Origin of the sequence: Lichenihabitans sp. Uapishka_5, assembly GCF_033947565.1 — a bacterium.
Lineage (GTDB): Bacteria > Pseudomonadota > Alphaproteobacteria > Rhizobiales > Beijerinckiaceae > Lichenihabitans.
In genome coordinates, this window is record NZ_JARPVX010000028.1 from 14,223 (window position 1) to 32,067 (window position 17,845).

Annotated in this window: 19 protein-coding genes; 9 read left to right on the forward strand and 10 right to left on the reverse strand. The window is 67.0% G+C overall.

From position 1 onward, the window contains the following. Nucleotides 1-6: 6 nt before the first annotated feature. A complete protein-coding gene (locus P7D22_RS11925) occupies nucleotides 7-1,041 on the reverse strand; it encodes an aldo/keto reductase (RefSeq protein ID WP_319934460.1) in 1,035 nt (344 codons plus the stop codon). A gap of 276 nt (nucleotides 1,042-1,317) precedes the next feature. Between P7D22_RS11925 and tkt the strand changes: the two genes are divergently transcribed. The 7 genes from tkt (at nucleotide 1,318) to pgl (ending at nucleotide 8,858) form a co-directional block, all read left to right on the forward strand. Continuing rightward, nucleotides 1,318-3,459 carry a transketolase gene (tkt, locus tag P7D22_RS11930; RefSeq protein ID WP_319934461.1) on the forward strand — a complete coding sequence of 714 codons (2,142 nt, stop codon included), beginning with the start codon at nucleotides 1,318-1,320 and terminating at the stop codon, nucleotides 3,457-3,459. A gap of 11 nt (nucleotides 3,460-3,470) precedes the next feature. Beyond that, complete coding sequence (tal, locus tag P7D22_RS11935) at nucleotides 3,471-4,604, forward strand: transaldolase (RefSeq protein ID WP_319934462.1); 1,134 nt, start codon at nucleotides 3,471-3,473, stop codon at nucleotides 4,602-4,604. A 115-nt stretch (nucleotides 4,605-4,719) separates the two neighbouring features. Beyond that, on the forward strand, nucleotides 4,720-5,742 hold the full coding sequence (gene gnd / locus P7D22_RS11940) for a phosphogluconate dehydrogenase (NAD(+)-dependent, decarboxylating) (RefSeq protein WP_319934463.1): 1,023 nt from the start codon (nucleotides 4,720-4,722) through the stop codon (nucleotides 5,740-5,742). A gap of 20 nt (nucleotides 5,743-5,762) precedes the next feature. After that, nucleotides 5,763-6,602, forward strand: coding sequence for a Cof-type HAD-IIB family hydrolase (locus P7D22_RS11945; RefSeq protein ID WP_319934464.1), 840 nt, complete (start codon nucleotides 5,763-5,765; stop codon nucleotides 6,600-6,602). Then, nucleotides 6,599-7,429, forward strand: coding sequence for an HAD family hydrolase (locus tag P7D22_RS11950; RefSeq protein WP_319934465.1), 831 nt, complete (start codon nucleotides 6,599-6,601; stop codon nucleotides 7,427-7,429). The genes P7D22_RS11945 and P7D22_RS11950 overlap by 4 nt, the downstream gene beginning before the upstream one ends. Then, nucleotides 7,429-8,118, forward strand: coding sequence for a ribulose-phosphate 3-epimerase (gene rpe, locus P7D22_RS11955; RefSeq protein ID WP_319934466.1), 690 nt, complete (start codon nucleotides 7,429-7,431; stop codon nucleotides 8,116-8,118). Before P7D22_RS11950 ends, rpe begins: the two co-directional genes overlap by 1 nt. Before the next feature lie 11 nt (nucleotides 8,119-8,129). Beyond that, entirely contained in the window at nucleotides 8,130-8,858 is a 729-nt protein-coding gene (gene pgl, locus P7D22_RS11960) for a 6-phosphogluconolactonase (protein WP_319934467.1), read from the forward strand. A gap of 68 nt (nucleotides 8,859-8,926) precedes the next feature. On the opposite strand, the gene P7D22_RS11965 is transcribed toward pgl, so the two are convergent. Next, a complete protein-coding gene (locus P7D22_RS11965) occupies nucleotides 8,927-9,694 on the reverse strand; it encodes an ROK family protein (RefSeq protein ID WP_319934468.1) in 768 nt (255 codons plus the stop codon). 145 nt (nucleotides 9,695-9,839) lie between these two features. On the opposite strand from P7D22_RS11965, the gene P7D22_RS11970 reads away from it, so the two are divergent. Then, nucleotides 9,840-11,003: an energy transducer TonB gene (locus P7D22_RS11970; protein ID WP_319934469.1), complete on the forward strand. Its 1,164-nt coding sequence runs from the start codon at nucleotides 9,840-9,842 to the stop codon at nucleotides 11,001-11,003. A gap of 144 nt (nucleotides 11,004-11,147) precedes the next feature. Beyond that, nucleotides 11,148-12,155, forward strand: coding sequence for a UV DNA damage repair endonuclease UvsE (gene uvsE, locus P7D22_RS11975; protein WP_319934470.1), 1,008 nt, complete (start codon nucleotides 11,148-11,150; stop codon nucleotides 12,153-12,155). A 227-nt stretch (nucleotides 12,156-12,382) separates the two neighbouring features. On the opposite strand, the gene P7D22_RS11980 is transcribed toward uvsE, so the two are convergent. The 8 genes from P7D22_RS11980 to P7D22_RS12015 form a co-directional block, all read right to left on the reverse strand. Next, nucleotides 12,383-13,855 (reverse strand): aldo/keto reductase, encoded by a 1,473-nt coding sequence (locus P7D22_RS11980; RefSeq protein WP_319934471.1) that lies wholly within the window; start codon nucleotides 13,853-13,855, stop codon nucleotides 12,383-12,385. Between the two features lie 11 nt (nucleotides 13,856-13,866). Next, nucleotides 13,867-14,898 (reverse strand): tryptophan--tRNA ligase, encoded by a 1,032-nt coding sequence (gene trpS, locus P7D22_RS11985; protein ID WP_319934472.1) that lies wholly within the window; start codon nucleotides 14,896-14,898, stop codon nucleotides 13,867-13,869. A 36-nt stretch (nucleotides 14,899-14,934) separates the two neighbouring features. Continuing rightward, nucleotides 14,935-15,480: a hypothetical protein gene (locus P7D22_RS11990; RefSeq protein WP_319934473.1), complete on the reverse strand. Its 546-nt coding sequence runs from the start codon at nucleotides 15,478-15,480 to the stop codon at nucleotides 14,935-14,937. Nucleotides 15,481-15,512: 32 nt separating this feature from the next. Continuing rightward, nucleotides 15,513-15,770 (reverse strand): hypothetical protein, encoded by a 258-nt coding sequence (locus tag P7D22_RS11995; RefSeq protein WP_319934474.1) that lies wholly within the window; start codon nucleotides 15,768-15,770, stop codon nucleotides 15,513-15,515. Nucleotides 15,771-15,904: 134 nt separating this feature from the next. Continuing rightward, complete coding sequence (locus tag P7D22_RS12000) at nucleotides 15,905-16,075, reverse strand: DUF1127 domain-containing protein (RefSeq protein WP_319934475.1); 171 nt, start codon at nucleotides 16,073-16,075, stop codon at nucleotides 15,905-15,907. 108 nt (nucleotides 16,076-16,183) lie between these two features. Next, nucleotides 16,184-16,612, reverse strand: coding sequence for a TIGR02301 family protein (locus P7D22_RS12005; protein ID WP_319934476.1), 429 nt, complete (start codon nucleotides 16,610-16,612; stop codon nucleotides 16,184-16,186). Then, nucleotides 16,609-17,076: an NUDIX hydrolase gene (locus tag P7D22_RS12010; RefSeq protein WP_319934477.1), complete on the reverse strand. Its 468-nt coding sequence runs from the start codon at nucleotides 17,074-17,076 to the stop codon at nucleotides 16,609-16,611. Before P7D22_RS12010 ends, P7D22_RS12005 begins: the two co-directional genes overlap by 4 nt. Further along, entirely contained in the window at nucleotides 17,073-17,813 is a 741-nt protein-coding gene (locus tag P7D22_RS12015) for an SDR family NAD(P)-dependent oxidoreductase (protein ID WP_319934478.1), read from the reverse strand. The genes P7D22_RS12010 and P7D22_RS12015 overlap by 4 nt, the downstream gene beginning before the upstream one ends. Nucleotides 17,814-17,845 lie beyond the last annotated feature (32 nt).

Below are 17,845 nucleotides of genomic sequence, written 5' to 3' on the forward strand. Positions count from 1 at the left end.
CGGCTTTCAGGCCGGCGTCGGGGCCGCGGCGTCGAGCAGCCCCGCCGACCTCAGGTCCGACCACAAGGCCGGCGGGATCGGCGCCGCGATGGCCGCAACCGCGTCGTTCACCTCGTTCGGCGCCACGGCTCCCAGCACGACGCTCAACACGGCGGGATGGACCGTCGCGAACTGCAGCGCGGCATGGCGGAGCGGCACCCCATGCCGGTCGCAGATCCGCGCGATGGCCGCGACCCGCTCGAGGACGGCCGGCGGCGCGGGCGCATAATTATAGCGGGCGCCCGGCACGGGCCCTGTCGCCAGGATGCCGGAATTGAAGATGCCGGCCAGCAGGACGCCGATGTTCTTCTCGGTCGCGAGCGGCAGGAAGCGCGTCAGTGCCGGTTGTTCCAGCAAGGAATAGCGCCCCGCCAGCATCATCACGTCGAAGTCGCCCGCGCGGGCGAAACGCTCGCACATGTCGGCCTCGTTGACCCCAACCCCGATGGCGCCGACCGTTCCTTCCGCGCGCAACCGGTCGAGCGCCCGATAGGCCCCGTCCATGGCCTCGCCGAACACCCGGTCGATGTGATCGGCCCCTTGGGTCCACACGTCGCAATCGTGGATCAACAGGATGTCGAAGCGTCCGAGCCCGGTGCGCAGCAGGGATTGCTCGACCGAGCGCATCACCCCGTCCTGCGAATAGTCGAAGCGGGCCCGGTGCGGGAAGCCACCCGCGAAGCCCGGTGAGGCCACATCGCCGGCTTGCGCCACCGGCGGCGCGAAGGGGTCCATCACGCGTCCGACCTTGGTTGACACCGTGATGGCGTCGCGCGGCAGGGTTCGCAGCGCCGCGCCACAGCGGGCCTCGGCGAGGCCGTTGCCATAATGGGGCGACGTGTCGAACACCCGGATGCCGGCCGCAAAGGCGCCGGCCACGGTCGCATGGGCGACCGTTTCGTCCAGCTTGTCGAACAGGTCGCCGAGCGGCGCCGAGCCCAGACCGAGGGGCGTCACGGGCAGACTTGCCCCGTTCCGCAGGATGTGAGTGCGGGCCAGCATGGTCGTCCTCCCTGGTCGCCTCCTCGGGCGGCTCTATGTTGTGTCTAGCACGATGGCGCGACGCGGTGCCGATGCCTGATGCGACAAGCTTGAGCTTTGCTGCCGCAGTGATACATCTGGCCGTCATTCGAAGCGCATAATTGGGCCCTGGGTTCATTCAGGCCTTCGGCGTGTGTTGAACTTCTGGACCGGGATGACGTTTTTCCTTGGCGGCGGTTCAAGATCGTGGATCAAAGACTGTCGCCGTATGACGGCGGCACATTAAGGGAGCATCTGATGGCGGCGGTGGCTGATACGGGTCCGAAGGTGGTTGATCCCGCCGTGGCGGCCAACGAGAAGCAGGAGCTTCTCAGCATCAACACGATCCGTACCCTGTCGATCGACGCCGTGCAGAAGGCCAATTCCGGCCACCCCGGCGCCCCGATGGGCCTCGCGCCCGTCGCCTATGCGGTGTGGCAGGACTTCCTGAAGTTCGACCCCAAGCACCCGATCTGGCCGAACCGCGATCGGTTCATCCTGTCGGCCGGTCACGCCTCGATGTTGCTGTATTCCATGCTGCATCTCACCAAGGTTCAGTCGGTCGGCGAAGATTACGGCTCGAAGAACCAGGCCGCCGTGTCGATGGACGACATCAAGGCGTTCCGGCAGGCGGGCAGCGCCACCCCGGGGCATCCCGAATATCATCACACCACCGGCGTCGAGGCCACCACCGGTCCATTGGGCCAGGGCATCTCCATGTCGGTCGGCATGGCGATTGCCGAGAAGTGGCTGCAGACGCGCTACAACAAGCCCGATTTCGAAGTCGTCGATTATAAGATCTACTGCATCTGCTCGGACGGCGAGATGATGGAAGGCGTGGCCTCGGAGGCTGCATCCATCGCTGGCCACCTGAAGCTCAACAACGTGTGTTGGCTGTATGACGCCAATTCGGTGACGCTCGACGGTCCGGCCGATTGGGCATTCAGCGAGAATGTGGCGACGCGCTTCCTCGCCTATGGCTGGAACGTGCTGCATGTGCCGGATGCCAACAACCTGCAGATGCTGCGGGTGGCGCTGGCCGAGTTCAAGCGCGAGCTGACGCGGCCGACGATGATCATCGTCAACAGCCACATCGGCTATGGGTCGCCCAACAAGCAGGATTCGAGCAAGTCGCACGGCTCGCCGCTCGGGGCCGACGAGGTGAAGCTCGTCAAGAAGGCCTATGGCTGGCCCGAGGACGCCCAGTTCCTTGTGCCGGACGGCGTCTACGAGGACTTCGAATCCGGTGTTGGCGCCCGCGGTGCCGATGCCTACCGGACTTGGGAAGTCCTGTTCGGCAAGTACAAGGCAGCCCACCCGGAACTCGCGGCCGAGTTCGACGCCATGGAGCGGCGCGAGCTGCCGGCGCACTACCAGGACGCCATTCCGACCTTCCCGGCCGACGCCAAGGGCATGGCCACGCGCGAAGGCTCGAGCAAGGTGCAGAACGCCCTGGCGCCGAACTACCCCTGGCTGCTCGGCGGTTCCGCCGATCTCGACAGCTCGACCCTCACCAAGTTGACCGGCAAGGAAGAAACGAGCTTTTCCTCCGTCAACCGGGCGGGCCGCAACATCCATTATGGGGTGCGCGAGCACGCCATGGGGGCGATCTCGAACGGGCTCGCCTTGTCGAAGATCCGGCCGTTCTGTTCGACCTTCCTGATCTTCTCCGATTATCTGCGGCCGACGATCCGGCTCGCAGCTCTGATGGAACTGCCGTCGATCTTCGTCTTCACGCATGATTCCATCGGCGTCGGCGAGGACGGCCCGACTCATCAGCCGGTTGAGCAGATCGCCAGCCTGCGTGCCATCCCGGGCCTCATCACCATCCGTCCGGGCGACGCCAACGAATGCGGCGAAGCTTGGCGCGTCGTGATGGGCCTGAAGCATGAACCCTCGACCCTGATCCTGAGCCGCCAGCCGATGCCGACCCTCGATCGGACCAAGTTCGCGCCGGCCGCCGGCCTCGCCAAGGGCGCCTATGTGTTGGCCGACCCCGAAGGCGGCAAGGCACCCGAGGTGATCCTCATCGGCACCGGCAGCGAGCTGCAGATGTGCGTGAGCGCCTGGGAAACGTTGAGCCAGGAAGGCATCGCGGCGCGCGTCGTGTCGATGCCGTCCTGGGACCTGTTCGAGAAGCAGGACCAGGCCTACCAGGATTCGGTGTTCCCGCCTGCACTCGCGGCGCGCGTTTCGGTCGAGCAGGGGTCCGTCATGGGATGGGACCGCTATGTCGGCCGGCTCGGGGCCATCATCGGCATGCAGACCTTCGGGGCATCCGCTCCGCTCAAGGAACTGCAGACCAAGTTCGGCTTCTCGCCGGAAAAGATTGTCGAAGCTGCCAAGCAGCAGATCCAGCGCAACGGCAAGCCGGCCGCCGCGCGTGACGCAGCCGAGTAAGGAGGCCTTCCATGAATCCTCTCGTTCAACTGTCGGACCTCGGCCAGTCGCCCTGGCTGGACGACCTCCACCGCGACCTCATCCGCAAGGGTGACCTGAAGCGCATGATCGACGAGCAGGGGCTGCGGGGCATGACCTCGAACCCCTCGATCTTCGAAAAGGCGATCGGCGACACCGACGAATACAAGGACGACCTGCAGAAGCTGCTGGCTGCCGGCAAGCTTGACGACATGGCCATCTATGAGAGCCTGGCCATCGAGGACATCCAGGGCGCCTGCGACGTGTTCCGGCCGCTTTATGACAAGACCAACGGAGCCGACGGCTTCGTCAGCCTCGAGGTGCCGCCGGCCCTTGCGATGGAGACCTCGAAGACCGTCGAAGAGGCCAAGCGCCTTTGGAAGGTGGTCGATCGCAAGAACCTGATGGTCAAGGTGCCGGGCACCACGCCCGGTGTGCCGGCCACCAAGGAACTCATCGGCGAGGGCATCAACATCAACGTGACGTTGTTGTTCTCGATCGGTGCCTACGAGGATGTGGTGGAGGCCTATATCTCGGGTCTCGAACATTACGCCAAGAAGGGTGGTGACGTTTCGAAGGTCGCCAGCGTGGCGAGCTTCTTCCTCAGCCGCATCGATACTGTGGTGGACAAGAAGCTCAGCGAGCTTTCGGGGACGCAGAAGGACGAAGGCGCCAAGCTGAAGGGCACCGTTGCGATCGCCTGGGCGAAGCTTGCCTATCAGCGCTGGATCGAGCTGTTCTCGGGCGCCCGTTGGGACGCCCTCGCGGCCAAGGGCGCAAAGCCGCAACGGCTGTTGTGGGCCTCGACCGGCACCAAGGACCCGGCCCTGGCGCCGACCTATTACGTCGATGCGCTGATCGGTAAGCAGACCGTCAACACCATGCCGACCGCCACCATGAAGGCCTTCGGCGAGACCGGGACCGCGAAAGCCGACACGGTGGAATCCGACATCGCCGGCGCCAAGGCCACCATCGAGGCACTGCCGGCCCTGGGTATCTCGCTGAAGGACGTCACCGAAGATCTTGTTCAGGACGGCGTCAAGAAGTTCATCGAGAGCTTTGACAAGCTGCTGGGCGGCGTCGCCAAGAAGCGCAAGGAACTCGGCGGCACCAAGGCCGGCGACTGACAGCAGAACCGATCCGGGCGCGGCGCCGAGGCTGCCGCGCCCGGATCGGTATCGGGCATCGCGTCAGTCCGATGCCTGTCGAACCACCTCAATCTCATTGACACAGGAGTGATGGATGCAGATCGCCGTTGTCGGTCTTGGCCGCATGGGGGGCAACATCGTCCGCCGCTTGGAGCGGAACGGACATTCCTGCGTCGTTTACGACAAGAACGCCAGGGCCGTTGACGATCTCGTCGCGACCGGCAGCACTGCGGCCGCATCGCTCGACGAGGTGGTGAGCAAGCTGACCGACACCCCGAAGGCGATCTGGGTCATGCTGCCGGCGGGCCATATCACCCAGGAGACGGTGGAGTACCTCGGCTCGAAGCTTGGCCGGGGCGACATCATCATCGACGGCGGCAACAGCTACTACAAGGACGACATCGCCCGCGCCAAGGTTCTGGCCGAGTCGGGCATCCGCTACATCGATGTCGGCACCTCGGGCGGTGTCTGGGGCCTTGAGCGCGGATATTGCATGATGATCGGCGGCGACAAGGATGCGGTCGACCACCTCGATCCCATCTTCAAGACGCTGGCTCCCGGTCGTGGCGACATTCCACGCACCAAGAACCGCGAGTCGATCCCCGACAGCCGCGCCGAGGAAGGCTATATCCATGCCGGCCCGGTCGGGGCAGGCCATTTCGTCAAGATGATCCACAACGGCATCGAATATGGCTTGATGCAGGCCTATGCCGAAGGCTTCGACATTCTGCAGGGCAAGAATTCGTCTGACCTGAAGCCGGATGAGCGTTACGATCTCAACCTCACGGACATTTCCGAGGTGTGGCGTCGCGGCAGCGTCGTGTCGTCCTGGCTGCTCGACCTGACCGCCCAGGCGCTCGCCGGCAGCCCGGACCTGGCGCATTATTCCGGCAACGTCGCGGATTCGGGAGAAGGCCGCTGGACCATCGAGGCCGCTATCGAAGAGGCGGTCCCGGCCAACGTGCTATCGGCGGCGCTCTACACGCGGTTCCGCTCGCGCCAGAACCATACCTTCGGCGAGAAGATCCTGTCGGCGATGCGGTTTGGCTTCGGCGGGCACGTCGAGCTTGGCGAAAGCGCCACGAGTTCGCCCAAGGATTATAAGTCGGCCGGCTAGGCCGGCGGATGGTGCGGGACGTGACACCGACGACGCCGATCAAGCTTGTGGTCACCGACGTGGACGGCACGTTCGTGACACGCGACAAGCGGATCACGCCCCGGGCGCTGGCGGCCATCGCGGCGCTTCGCCAGCAGGGCGTGCATTTCACCATCATGAGCGCCCGGCCACCGCATGGGGTGCGGGCCCTCATCGAAGCGCTCGACCTCCCCGGGCCTGTCGGGGCCGTCAATGGCGGGGCGCTGATTCGGGGCGACCTGTCGGTGCTGGAAACCCTCTACCTGCCCGAAGCGGCGTCGCGCGACAGCGTCGCCGTGTTGCGGCAGCATGGGGTCGATGCCTGGCTGTTCACCGAAACCCAATGGTTTCTGCGCGATCCCGAGGGCGCCCATGTCGATCATGAAGCGAAGACCCTCGGCATGCCGTTCGAGGTCGTGGCCGAATTCGATGCGGGGCATTACGCCCATGCCTTGAAGATCGTCGGTGCCAGCCACGACCATGCCTTGCTCGAGCGGCTCGAAGGGGAGCTGCAGGCCCGCCTCGGCGCGGCGGCCTCGGCGACACGCTCGCAAAGCTATTACCTCGACGTCACAAATGCCGCGGCATTCAAGGGCAACGGGCTGCTCGGCATCGCGCGCCTTCTCGATGTGCCGATCGAGGCGGTGCTGGCCATCGGCGACGGCGTGAACGACATTTCCATGTTGCGACAGGCCGGCTTCTCGGTCGCCATGGGTAATGCGCTCGACGTGGTGAAGGGGCATGCCACCGTGGTGACGGACGATAACGAGCACGAGGGCTTCGCCGTGGCGATGGAACGCTACGTGCTGCAGAACGGACCGGAAGGGGAGCAGACCCGATGAGCGACGCCAAGACGCCTCAATCCATCAAGGTGCTGCTGGCCGATGTCGACGGCACCTTGGTGACCGAGCAGAAGGTACTGACCGAGCGCACGGTCGCGGCCATCAAGGCACTCCGCCAGAACGGCGTCACCTTTGCGGTGACGAGCGGTCGACCGCCGAAGGGCATGGACATGCTGATCGCGCCGCTCGGCCTCGATACGCCCATCGCGGGCTTCAACGGCGGCGCCATGGTGAAGCCGGACGGCAGCGTGATCGAGGAAAAGACCTTGCCGCCCGACGTGGCGCGGGCCGCCATCGCGCTGATCCTAAAGCACAAGATGGATGCTTGGCTCTACACCGCCAAGGACTGGTTCGTGCATGACCGCAAGGCGCCGCATTGCGACCGCGAGGCCTGGACGGTCAAGTTCGAGCCCGTGGTGGTGACGGAGTTCAGCGAGCCCGATCTCGACAAGGCCGTAAAGATCGTCGGCGTCAGCGACGACCGCGAACTCGTCGCGCAATGCGAAGCCGACGCCCAGCAGGCTTTCGGCAGCACGGTGTCGGCGGCGCGCTCGCAGCCCTATTACCTCGATATCACGCATCCGCAGGCCAATAAGGGCGATGTGGTTGAAACGCTGTCTAAGCTGCTCGGCGTGCCGAAGGACCAGTTCGCCACCATCGGCGACATGCCGAACGACGTGAACATGTTCAAGAAGAGCGGCTTCTCGATCGCCATGGGCAATGCCAGCGATGCCGTGAAGGCGCAGGCATCGGCCACCACCGAGTCCTACAACGACGAAGGCTTCGCCAAGGCTGTGGAACGCTTTATTTTGAAGACGCAAGCCTGATGCGGTCTCCCCACGCGATCCTGATGGCGCCGTCGATCCTGGCGGCGGATTTCGGCTATCTGGCTGATGAGATCCAGGCCGTCGAACGCGGCGGCGCGGACCTGATCCATGTCGATGTGATGGATGGGCAGTTCGTGCCGAACATCACCTTCGGCCCGGCTCTGGTCGAGGCGGCGCGACGGGCCACGACGCTGCCGCTGAACCTGCATCTGATGATGGTGAACCCGGAAAGCCTGATCGATGCCTTCGCCAAGGCGGGCGCCGACCAGATCATGGTGCAGGCGGAATCCTCCTTCACCGTGCATCTGCATCGCACCCTCGGCCGCATCCGGGATCTCGGCAAGTCGGCCGGGGTGGCCATCAACCCGGGCAGCCCGCTGGCGCTGATCGAAGAGGTGCTGCACATGTGCGACATCGTCAACGTGATGACCGTCAACCCCGGGTTTGGTGGGCAGGCCTTCCTGCCTGAAACGATGCCGAAGTTGAGGCGCCTGAGGGCGCTCTGCGACGCTGCCGGCCGGCCCGAGATGCGCATCATGGTCGATGGCGGCATCTCGGTCGAAACCGCGCCCATCGCGGTCGAGGCTGGCGCCGACGTGCTGGTCGCGGGGTCATCGGTGTTCGGCAAGCCCGACTATGGCCAGGCCATCGCGGCGATCCGCACCGCCGCTACGACGATCGAGGCTTGAAGGGAAAATCCATGTCGCAACTCGAAGGCACCTTGACGGTTTATGCCGACGCGGCGGCGCTTGCCGATGGGGTCGCGGCCTGGCTGACCGACCTCGCCACGGCGAAGGGCGACATCTTCACGGTCTGTTTGTCGGGCGGTTCGACGCCGAAGCGGCTTTACGAGCGCCTGGCGCAATCGCCCTACCGGGAGCAGTTCCCCTGGGCCAAGACGCATTTCTTCTTTGGCGACGAGCGCTTCGTGCCGGCCGACAACAAGGACAACAACTTCCGCATGGCCCGCGACGCCCTGCTGGCCCATGTGCCGGTGCCGGACGCGAATGTGCATCCCGTCAACACCGCGCGGCCGACCGCCGAGGATGCCGCCGTCGATTACGAGCGGACGTTGCGCGACTTCTACGGCTCTGGCCACCTCGACCCGGATCGGCCGCTGTTCGACGTGATGTTCCTCGGCCTCGGACCGGACGGTCATACGGCCTCGCTCATCCCCGGCGAGCCGATCCTCGAGGAACGGCAGAAGTGGGTAGGCTCGGTGGCGCATGGTCGGCCCGAAGCGCGCATCACCCTCACCTATCCGGTGCTGGAAAGCAGCGCCAACATCGCCTTCCTGATCACCGGCTCCGAGAAGACGCCCATGATGCGGGCTGCGCGGGCGGGCGACACCGCGATCCCGGCGGGCCGGCTTCAGACGATGGGCCATGTCGTGTGGTTCGCCGACGAGGCCGCTGCCGGCGGGCAATAGCGGCGTTTTCGGCACAGATCCCGGATGAGCGCTGCGCGCATCCGGGCCGGACGACGCGTCGCGGTGCCTCACTCCGGCGCCGCGCCGTCCTGCCAGAGCGCGATGCCGCCCGTCATGCCGGCATCGTTCGAGACCAGCGAAACATGGTCGGGCAGGGTGCCCTCGATATGGCTGGCATTGCCACCGCCGATGTAAAGGTGGTCGTAGTGGACGAGGCTCTCAAGAATGGCGATGACCTTGCGGACGCGCTTGTTCCAGCGCTTCTTGCCGATCTTCTCCAAAGCTTTCTTGCCGACATAATCGTTGTAGCTCTTCTTGCCGTGCACCGGGTGGTGGGCGAATTCGAAGTGCGGCCCGATGATCCCGTCGCGGAACGCGGCCGTGCCGGCGCCCGTGCCGAGCGTCAGCACGAATTCGATGCCCTCCCGCTTGATGACGCCGAGGCCCTGGATGTCGGCGTCGTTCGAAACCCGCGTCGGTTTGCCGAAGGCGTCGGCCAGGGCCTTGGCGAGATCGAACCCCACCCAGGACGCGTCGGAGAAATGCGGCGCCGTCACCACATGGCCCCGCCGCACGGCGCCCGGATAGCCGGCCGAAATGCGATCGAAGGGCGGCAGGTCCTTGGCCATCGCCACCACGGCCTCAACCAGCGCCGCCGGCGACGCGTCGACGGGCGTGTCGACCCGCATGCGCTCGTGCAGCATGGTGCCCTTTTCATCCAGCACCGTGCACTTCAGGCCGGTGCCACCGATGTCGAGCGCCAGTGTCCGTGGTCCGACGGCGGGCACCGGAGCCTGAGGCGCTTTCGGATGTTTGGCGTGAGATTTCTTCGACACTGCAGATCCTGCTGACACGGGGGCCCTGCGGCGATGTGTGTCGTTTAGCTGTCACAATCAAGCCGGCGTCGTGTCGGTGCCACAGTGTGGCGCCACGTGAAGGCTGCACATTGCGGGCGGGACGCGCTGTTGCCATGGTTCCTGCGTGCAATCGCCGGACATCCTCGATCTCGTTCCCGAACATGTGGCCGACCCGGCGCGCCGTGCGCCCTGGCGTCGCCGGCTCGGGACGGCTCTCGGCACGGGCGCCGTATCGGTTCTGCTGAACGGGGCCGTGGTGGGCGGCATGATCGCGGTGGGCTGGCCCCTGCGGATCACCGAAGCCCCGCGGGCCGTGTCGGTCGAGCTCGTCGATCACATGCCGGGCGAGCCGAAGGGGCCGGGGGGTGGCCCGGCTCCGAAGCCGGGCGACGTGGCCAGCAAGCCCGAAGTCACGACGCCTGCCACCGCCGCGCTTAATTCGGCCTCTCAGGCCGAGGTCGTGCCCGCAAGCCCCCGAGCCGAGCCGCTAAAGCCTGAAGCGCCCTCCGCCCCCGAAGCGGCGCCACCGCAGCAGGAGGTGCCGACCCAACAGGCACCAGCCCAGGAGGCGCCAGCGCCGGACCCGGTGGCCGCACCCTTGCCCGCGGTTGCGAGCGCGCCTCCGGGTGAGCTGGAAACACACCCCGCGGCGACGCCGGCCAGTCCCGAGCATCCCGACAACACAGCGCAGCCTCGTCTCGTCGCGGTGCCGACGGTGCCGGAGGGCGCGGCCGATCAGCCGATCGCAACGGCACCGCCCGCTATCGCCACGGCGGCGCCTTCGGAGGCCGTTCCGACCCCGTCGCCGGCCCAGCGCCCTGTCATCGCCAACGCTGCGGGCAACGACCCTGTGCCGACCCCCTCGCCACCGCCGGACGTCCCCAAGCCGCCGACGGCGGAGCAGCAGCGGCAGGCTGCCACCACGGCCAAGCTGGCGGCGCTGTTTCCTTACGGCACCGACATCACGGCCGATCCGGCCCAGGCGCCGCCAAGCCCGGCCGAGGGCGGCAGCACGGCCTACCGGGGTCGCGTTTATGCCAATTTCAACAAGGCCGCGGATGTCATCGCGGATGCCCGGGCGCGGCACCTGAAAGGGCAAACCGTGGTGGCCTTCACGGTGGACCAGCGCGGCGATATCGCCAGCCTCGCTGTTGCTGTGTCGAGCGGCAACCCTGCCGTCGATGCGGCGGCGCTGGAGCTGATCCGCCATTCCTCGCCCTTTCCGCCACCGCCGCCGGGCGCGCCTCGGTCGTTCTCGCCCGCCATCGGGCTCGGCATGGACGAATGACGTCAGGCGCGATGTGACGCGGCCGGAACCGAGGCCGCGTCGATCCGTTGCCCCCGCGAAGGAGCGTCACGGATGGCATCAGGGCAGCAGCGGTTGGGGTCGGGACCAGGAGGCACGCGGCGCCTCGGGTTCCCGGTCAAGGTCATGGGAAAGCCGGACCTGAAGAGCAACGACACCCGGCGCTGGCAACAGAACCCGCACCTGAAGACCTCTATCGGCTATATCGAGACCATCCTGGACTTCCTGGCCAAGCGCGACATCCGCATGTACCGGATGTCATCCGACCTGGCGCCATACGCCACCCACCCGGACATGCCGCAGTTCCACGGCATGGTGGGCGAAAGCCGCACGGAGCTGGCCGCCCTCGGCCGAAAGGCGCGTGAGCTCGACATGCGCTTGTCGTTTCATCCGTCGCAATTCGTGGTGCTGAACAGCCCCGATCCCGAGCTGGTCAAGAAGAGCGTGTGGGACCTCACCAGCCAGGCCGAGATGCTCGACCTGATGGAACTCGGGCCCGAGGCCGTGATGGTGATCCACGTCGGCGGCACTTACGGCGACCGGCCAGCCAGCAATGCGCGCTGGGTGGAAACCTGGGCGACCCTGCCGGAGCCGGTGCGACGCCGGCTGGTGCTGGAGCACGACGACCTGCGCTTCAGCGCCGCCGATGTGCTGTGGATCCACGAGCATACGGGCGTGCGGCTGATCTTCGACCACCAGCATTTCTGGTGCTTCAACCCGGAAAAGCTCGACATGATGGATGCGGTGCGGCGCATCCTGGCCTCATGGCCCGAAGGGCAGATACCGAAGATCCACTTTTCCTCGCCCCGCACCGAGATGCGCGAGCTGAAGCGCCGCGACCGAACGACCAAGAAGCTGAAAACCGTGCAGGTGCCGCCCGTCTGGACCGGTCATGCCGATTTCGTGCACCCGTTCGAGTTCCTCGGCTTCATGCGGGACGCCAAGGACATGGCCTTCGACGTGATGCTCGAGGCCAAGGTGAAGGATTTGGCGTTGATGCGCCTTCGCCCCGACATGCTGCGCTATGGGCCCGATGTGGCGGCCGACTTCGGCCTGACGCCGGCCGACAGCGCGCGGTTGGCCGAAGACGAGGAGGCGATGGCCGAGGTGGACCTCGAGGCAGCCGAGGCCTGATACCAGGCTTGCGTCGACGACGACCGGTGGCTCTTCATTCCGGGCAAGCGCAGCGCAGACCCGGAACCGGGAAGCCTCGGCATCGCAGACCGGGGCACACCGGTTTTGGTTCGGCGGCGCCACGCCGCCCACTACCCCACCTGCTGCGCAGGCGTCGCCGCTGATCTGCGCCGCCCTGAATGAGGGCTGGGTGACAGGTCACAATCCATGCAGGTATGCGGATGCGGTCAGGTGGCCTCGACTACGGCCTCCGCCTCGATCTCGACCCGGTAGGGGCCGACGAGGCGGCCCACCTCGAGCAGCGTGTTGGCCGGGCGGACGGAGCCGAACACCGCCCCATGGGCGCGCGACACCGCTTCCCAGTCGTCGGCGTCCTGCAGATAAACGCGGGTGCGCACCACATCCTCCATCGAGGCGCCAAGCGCCGCGAGGCTGGCGGCGATCTTGTCGAGGATAAAGGTGGCCTGACCGCCGGGGTCGTCGGCGCAAACGACCGTGCCGGCTCCGTGCGTCGCCGTGGTGCCGCTGACCAGCACGCGCTCGCCCACCCGGACGGCGCGACTATAGCCCGCGATGGGCTCCCACACACTGCCGGAATCGACCTGGGTTCGGTTCGGTCGCCCCGGCACCGGGGTGGCGGTGAAGACGCGCGGCACCGCCGCGAGGTGGTGGCTGAGGTCGCCCGAGGCCGTCAGGAAGGGCGGACGGCGGTATTCGTCGCCGCAATCGCCGGGGATCGGGGTGGCGAGGCTGAGGGCAGCATCGAGCGTCGCCCTGTCGGCATCGTCGAGCGCGAACGCAAAGGTGCGCGCATTGTCGGCCCGGTGCTCGGCCTCAGCAAGGCGAGCGCCGACGATCACGGCCGCAACGGCCGGATGGTCCAGCACCCAGCGGGTCGCCACATTGGCGATCGAGACGCCATGTCGGGTCGCGACCGTGCCGGCGGCCGCCAGGATGGCCTGGAACACGCCCCAGCCGCCGAGCGCATCCACGAAGCGTTTGTACTTCGACTTGCTCCAGTCGGACAGGCTCGTGGCATCCGGCTCGGGCCGACCGAGCCAGCGTTCCGACAGCAGCCCGCCCGCTAGCGTGCCGTAGGCCAGGAGCTTGACCCCGTGGGCGAGGCAGAAGGCGCTCATCGCCCCGGCGGCGCGCCGGTCGAGCAGCGAAAACGACACCTGGTTCGAGACGATCGGCACGCCCTGGCCGATCAGCACCCTCAGGTGCGCCGTGTCGAAATTGGTGGTGCCGAGGTGGGCCACGAGGCCGTCGCGCTGCGCTTCCGCCAATTCCCGGGCGGCATCCAGATAGGCCAGGTGCTCGAAAGTCCACCAATGGAACTGCAGGAGGTCGACCGTGTCGACGCCGAGACGGCTGCGGGCCCGCTCGATGCCCGCGCGGACCACGGCGCGGGTCATCGGGCCGGGCGTCGGGCACCACTTGGTGAAGGTGCGCGGGCGGTTCGGGTCGTCGGCCGCATGCCGGGCCAGCAGGGCGCCGGCGATCAGTTCGGCGCTGCCGTAATGGTCGGCCATGTCGAAGCCGTCGAACCCCGCCGCCGCATAGGCCGCGAGGGCATCGGCCGCAGCCTCGCGGTCGAGCGTGCGTCCGTCGCGCTCCTGGTCGGCTACCTGCCACAGGCCGGTGACGATGCGGGGGATCGACAGGCCGGGCGCGAGGTCGATGCGGGGCAGGGTCATGCCGAAGGGTCCTAGCGCAGCAGGCCGACGATGTCCTTCACGGCCGCGATCGTCTCGACCGCGATCGCCGAGGCGCGCTCGCCACCATCTTTCAGCACGGCGTCGATGTGGCCGGGATCGGCCTGCAGCCGCTTCATTTCGCCGGCGATCGGGGCAAGCTTGCTGACCGCGAGATCGGCCAGCGCCGCCTTGAAGCCGGAAAACTGGCCGCCGCCGAATTCGCCCAGCACGGCCTCCCGGCTGCGCCCGGACAGTCCTGCGAAGATGCCGACGAGATTGGCGGCCTCGGGTCGGCCCTCGAGCCCTTCCAGTTCGGACGGCAGGGCGTCCGGGTCGGTCTTGGCGCGGCGGACTTTCAGCGCGATGGTGTCGGCGTCGTCGGTGAGGTTGATGCGCGAATTGTCGGACGGGTCCGACTTCGACATCTTCTTGGCGCCCTCACGCAGGCTCATCACCCGGGTGGCGGCGCCCTGGATCAGCGGCTCGGGCAGTGGGAAGAAATGTTCGACGTGGCCCTGCGCCGCGATCGACGCGCCGAAATCGAGGTTGAACTTCTGGGCGATGTCGCGGGCGAGCTCGAGGTGCTGCTTCTGGTCGTCGCCGACCGGCACGTGGGTGGCGCGGTAGACCAGGATGTCGGCCGCCATCAGGACCGGATAGGCGTAAAGCCCGACGGAGGCGTTCTCGCGGTCCTTGCCGGCCTTTTCCTTGAACTGCGTCATGCGGTTCAGCCAGCCGAGGCGGGCCACGCAATTGAAGATCCAGGCGAGTTCGGCATGGCCGGACACGCGGCTCTGGTTGAAGATGATGTGCTTGGTGGCGTCGACGCCCGCCGCCATGAAGGCCGCCGCGACTTCGCGCGTGGTGCGCCGCAACTCGGCCGGGTCCTGCGGCACCGTGATGGCATGCAGATCCACCACGCAATACATGCAGTCGTGGCTGTCCTGCAGCGCCACGAAGCGCTGGATGGCGCCAAGGTAGTTGCCGAGGTGCAAGTTGCCGGTCGGCTGCACGCCGGAAAACACGAGAGGGCGATGGGGCATGGCAGATCGGGCAGGAGGAACAACCGAGTGGGCGTGTTAGCGGCGGGGCTGCCCTGGTGCAAGCATCGGGCTCCCCGGTGCAGGTGCGGGCCAGCCCGTCGCCACCGTCCAGAAATAATGCCAGGTGCCATCAGGCCCGATGGCGGTGCGGTGCACCAGTGGGCCGCCATCGGGCGACGAGGTCTGAAGATCGGCGAAGCGCACGCAAGTCCAGGGCGCCAATCGTTGCTGCGGCCAGGGCGTCGGCGCGGGGACGGCGGGGAAGACGGGCCAGACGTAGCTCTGCGTCGCACCCTGCCGCAGCACCGCATGGGGCGACCGGAACACGGCTGACAGGATCGCCAGCATCTCACGACCTTGCCCGTCGAACGATTGCCGCTTCAGAAAAGCCAGCGGATCGAAATCGCGCGGTTGGCCGGGCTGGAACAGCGGCGGAACCTCGTTCCACTGGATGGGGATCAGCAGGTCGTCGATCGATCCGCTTCGCGCCGCCTGAAGGATACGGGCCCGCAGCCGGGCCACGGCAGGAGGAAGGTCACCGTTATCGAGTCTCGCACTCGACAACACGGCTTGTCCCTGCATCGAGGCAGCCTCAGCAGACAGGAGAGCGGGCGTCAGTGGCGCCCGGCGATCGAGAACTCGCCTTGCCGAACCCGCTCGGCGAGCCCTTCTGCGAAGGTTGCGACCGGCTCTTCGCCGAAGTTGCGCACCATCGATTCCAGGGCCGTGAACAAGGCGGCCTGGGCGAAGCACACGTCCTCGATGCCATCGAGCGTCGCCTCCGCAAAGGCCTCGCTTACATAGGCCAGGGCTGCCCTGCGCTCGTCGGCCGCATCGAAGCGGTCATCGGTGTTTTCGGTTGTGGTAAACATGCGAGTCGCACACTAGCCACTGAGGGCCGTCGCGGCCAGCGCCCGATTTAACCTAAGGTTAACGCGGCGCCGATAATGCGGTCGACTGGCAGCCCGGATCGCTACGCGTCCGAACCCGATAGGGGATACTGCGCTCAGCGCGCGACGCCGTAGACTTCCGAATAGGCTCCGGCCACCAGTGTCTCCCGATCGACGCCCATGTCGGTCAATTCGCGTTCGTCGAGCTGAGCGATCTCGGCGATGGCACGATGATAAGCGCGGCGGTTGGCGAGGACGGCGCGAAGCTTGGCGATGATGTGGGTCATGATGGTCTCCGTGTTGACACCATAGATACCCATGTGCTGAGCGCATGACTATACGCATTGCTGCAAGGCTGCATCGGTCGCGGCGCATGTCTGGATGCGGGCTGGAACCTAGCCGCCGAAGCGGTTCGCCAGATCCTGCGTCAGGTGTCCGACCTCGCTGAGCGCCCTGTCGATCACCAGGGCGGCGGCGGGGGTGCAACGGCGGTAGGTGGCCGCATAACCCCGCAGCCCTGCATTGAAGGCGCCCGCCAGCCTGTCGCGGCGGGTCGGGGTGGAGCCTTCGGCGGCCAGCAGGTCTTCCATCCTGGTCCGCCATTGCGCCGCGTCGGTCGCGCCGCACAGGTCGCGCATGAAGGCGAGCGTGCCCATCAGGGTGGCGAGGCGCTCCACCTCGGGTTGATACGGCGGTAGGGTTTCGGCGCCTTGCGGTGTGGCGGGCGACGCCGGGGCCTCGACGCCCGGTGGTTTCTCGGGCGGCAGGGGCGCGGCCGCGGTGGCGGCCATCAACAACGGCGCCAGCAGCGCGGCCGCCTTCACGGGCGGGCGGGAAAGAACCGCAGGGCCGAGCGCAAAACGCGCAGCAGGTCCGGCGTGGTGGCGAGGTGATCCACGTCGAGCGGATCCGCCCACAGGATGCGCCGGGCTTCCGGCCCGGTGGTGCCTTCGCCCGACAGCCATTCGCCCACAAAGGAGCACACCACGAAGTGCCGTCTGATGCGGCCGTCCGGGTCAGGCTCCAGCACCTCGACATGGTCGTTGAAGCCGAGGATGCGGGCCGAAACGCCGGTTTCCTCCATCAATTCCCGCAGGGCGGCGGCCTCGAGGGTTTCACCCGGCTCCACAAGGCCGCCCGGCAGCGAGAAGCAGTTCGCGGCCGGCGGGTTGACGCGCTCGGCCAGCAACACGCGGCCGTCGCGGAACACCGCGATGCTGGCCGCCAGGATGGGCCGCGCCGGGTAGAGCCGCGCGTCGGTGGCTTCGAGCACGGCGGGCGCCGTCATACGTGCTGGCCGCCGTTGATGTGGATCTCTGCGCCATGCACATAGCTCGACTGCTCGGTGCACAGGAAATAGATCGCCTTGGCGACCTCCTCGGGTTTGCCGAGGCGGCGCATCGGCAGCTGTTCGACGATCTTCTGGGTGCCGGGCGACAAGATCGCGGTGTCGATCTCCCCCGGCGAGATCGCATTGACCCGGACACCACGTGGGCCGAAGTCCGACGCCATCTCCCGGGTCAGCGCCGCCAGGGCTGCCTTCGAGGTCGCATAAGCGGCGCCCGCAAAGGGATGGACGCGCGATCCGGCGATCGACGTGACGTTGACGACCGACCCCTGGGCTTGCTGAAGCTCTTCGAGCAGGCCGCGCGCCAGCATCAGCGGCGCGAAGAAATTCACCTGGAACACGCGCTGGAAGTCCGCGAGCCCCGTTTCGATCGTGCCCATGCGGGAGCCGCCTGGCCCTTTGGGCGAGATGGCGGCGTTGTTGACCAGCGCGTCGAGCCGGCGATCGGTCAGCCGCTCGCGCACCTCGGCGATCGCCCGCTCGGTGCTGGCCGGGTCGGCCAGGTCGATCTGCAGATGGTCTTCCGGCCCGGCCTCCCAGGGGCAATTCTCCGGGAAGGCGTAGCGCGAGCAGGTGATGACGCGCCAGCCCGCCGAGGAGAACCGCTTCACGGTCGCATGGCCGATCCCGCGCGACGCGCCGGTGAGCAGCATGGTGCGGCGAGGGGTGTTGGACATCGGCGAGGCGGCTCCGGCGCAGGCCGAAGCCC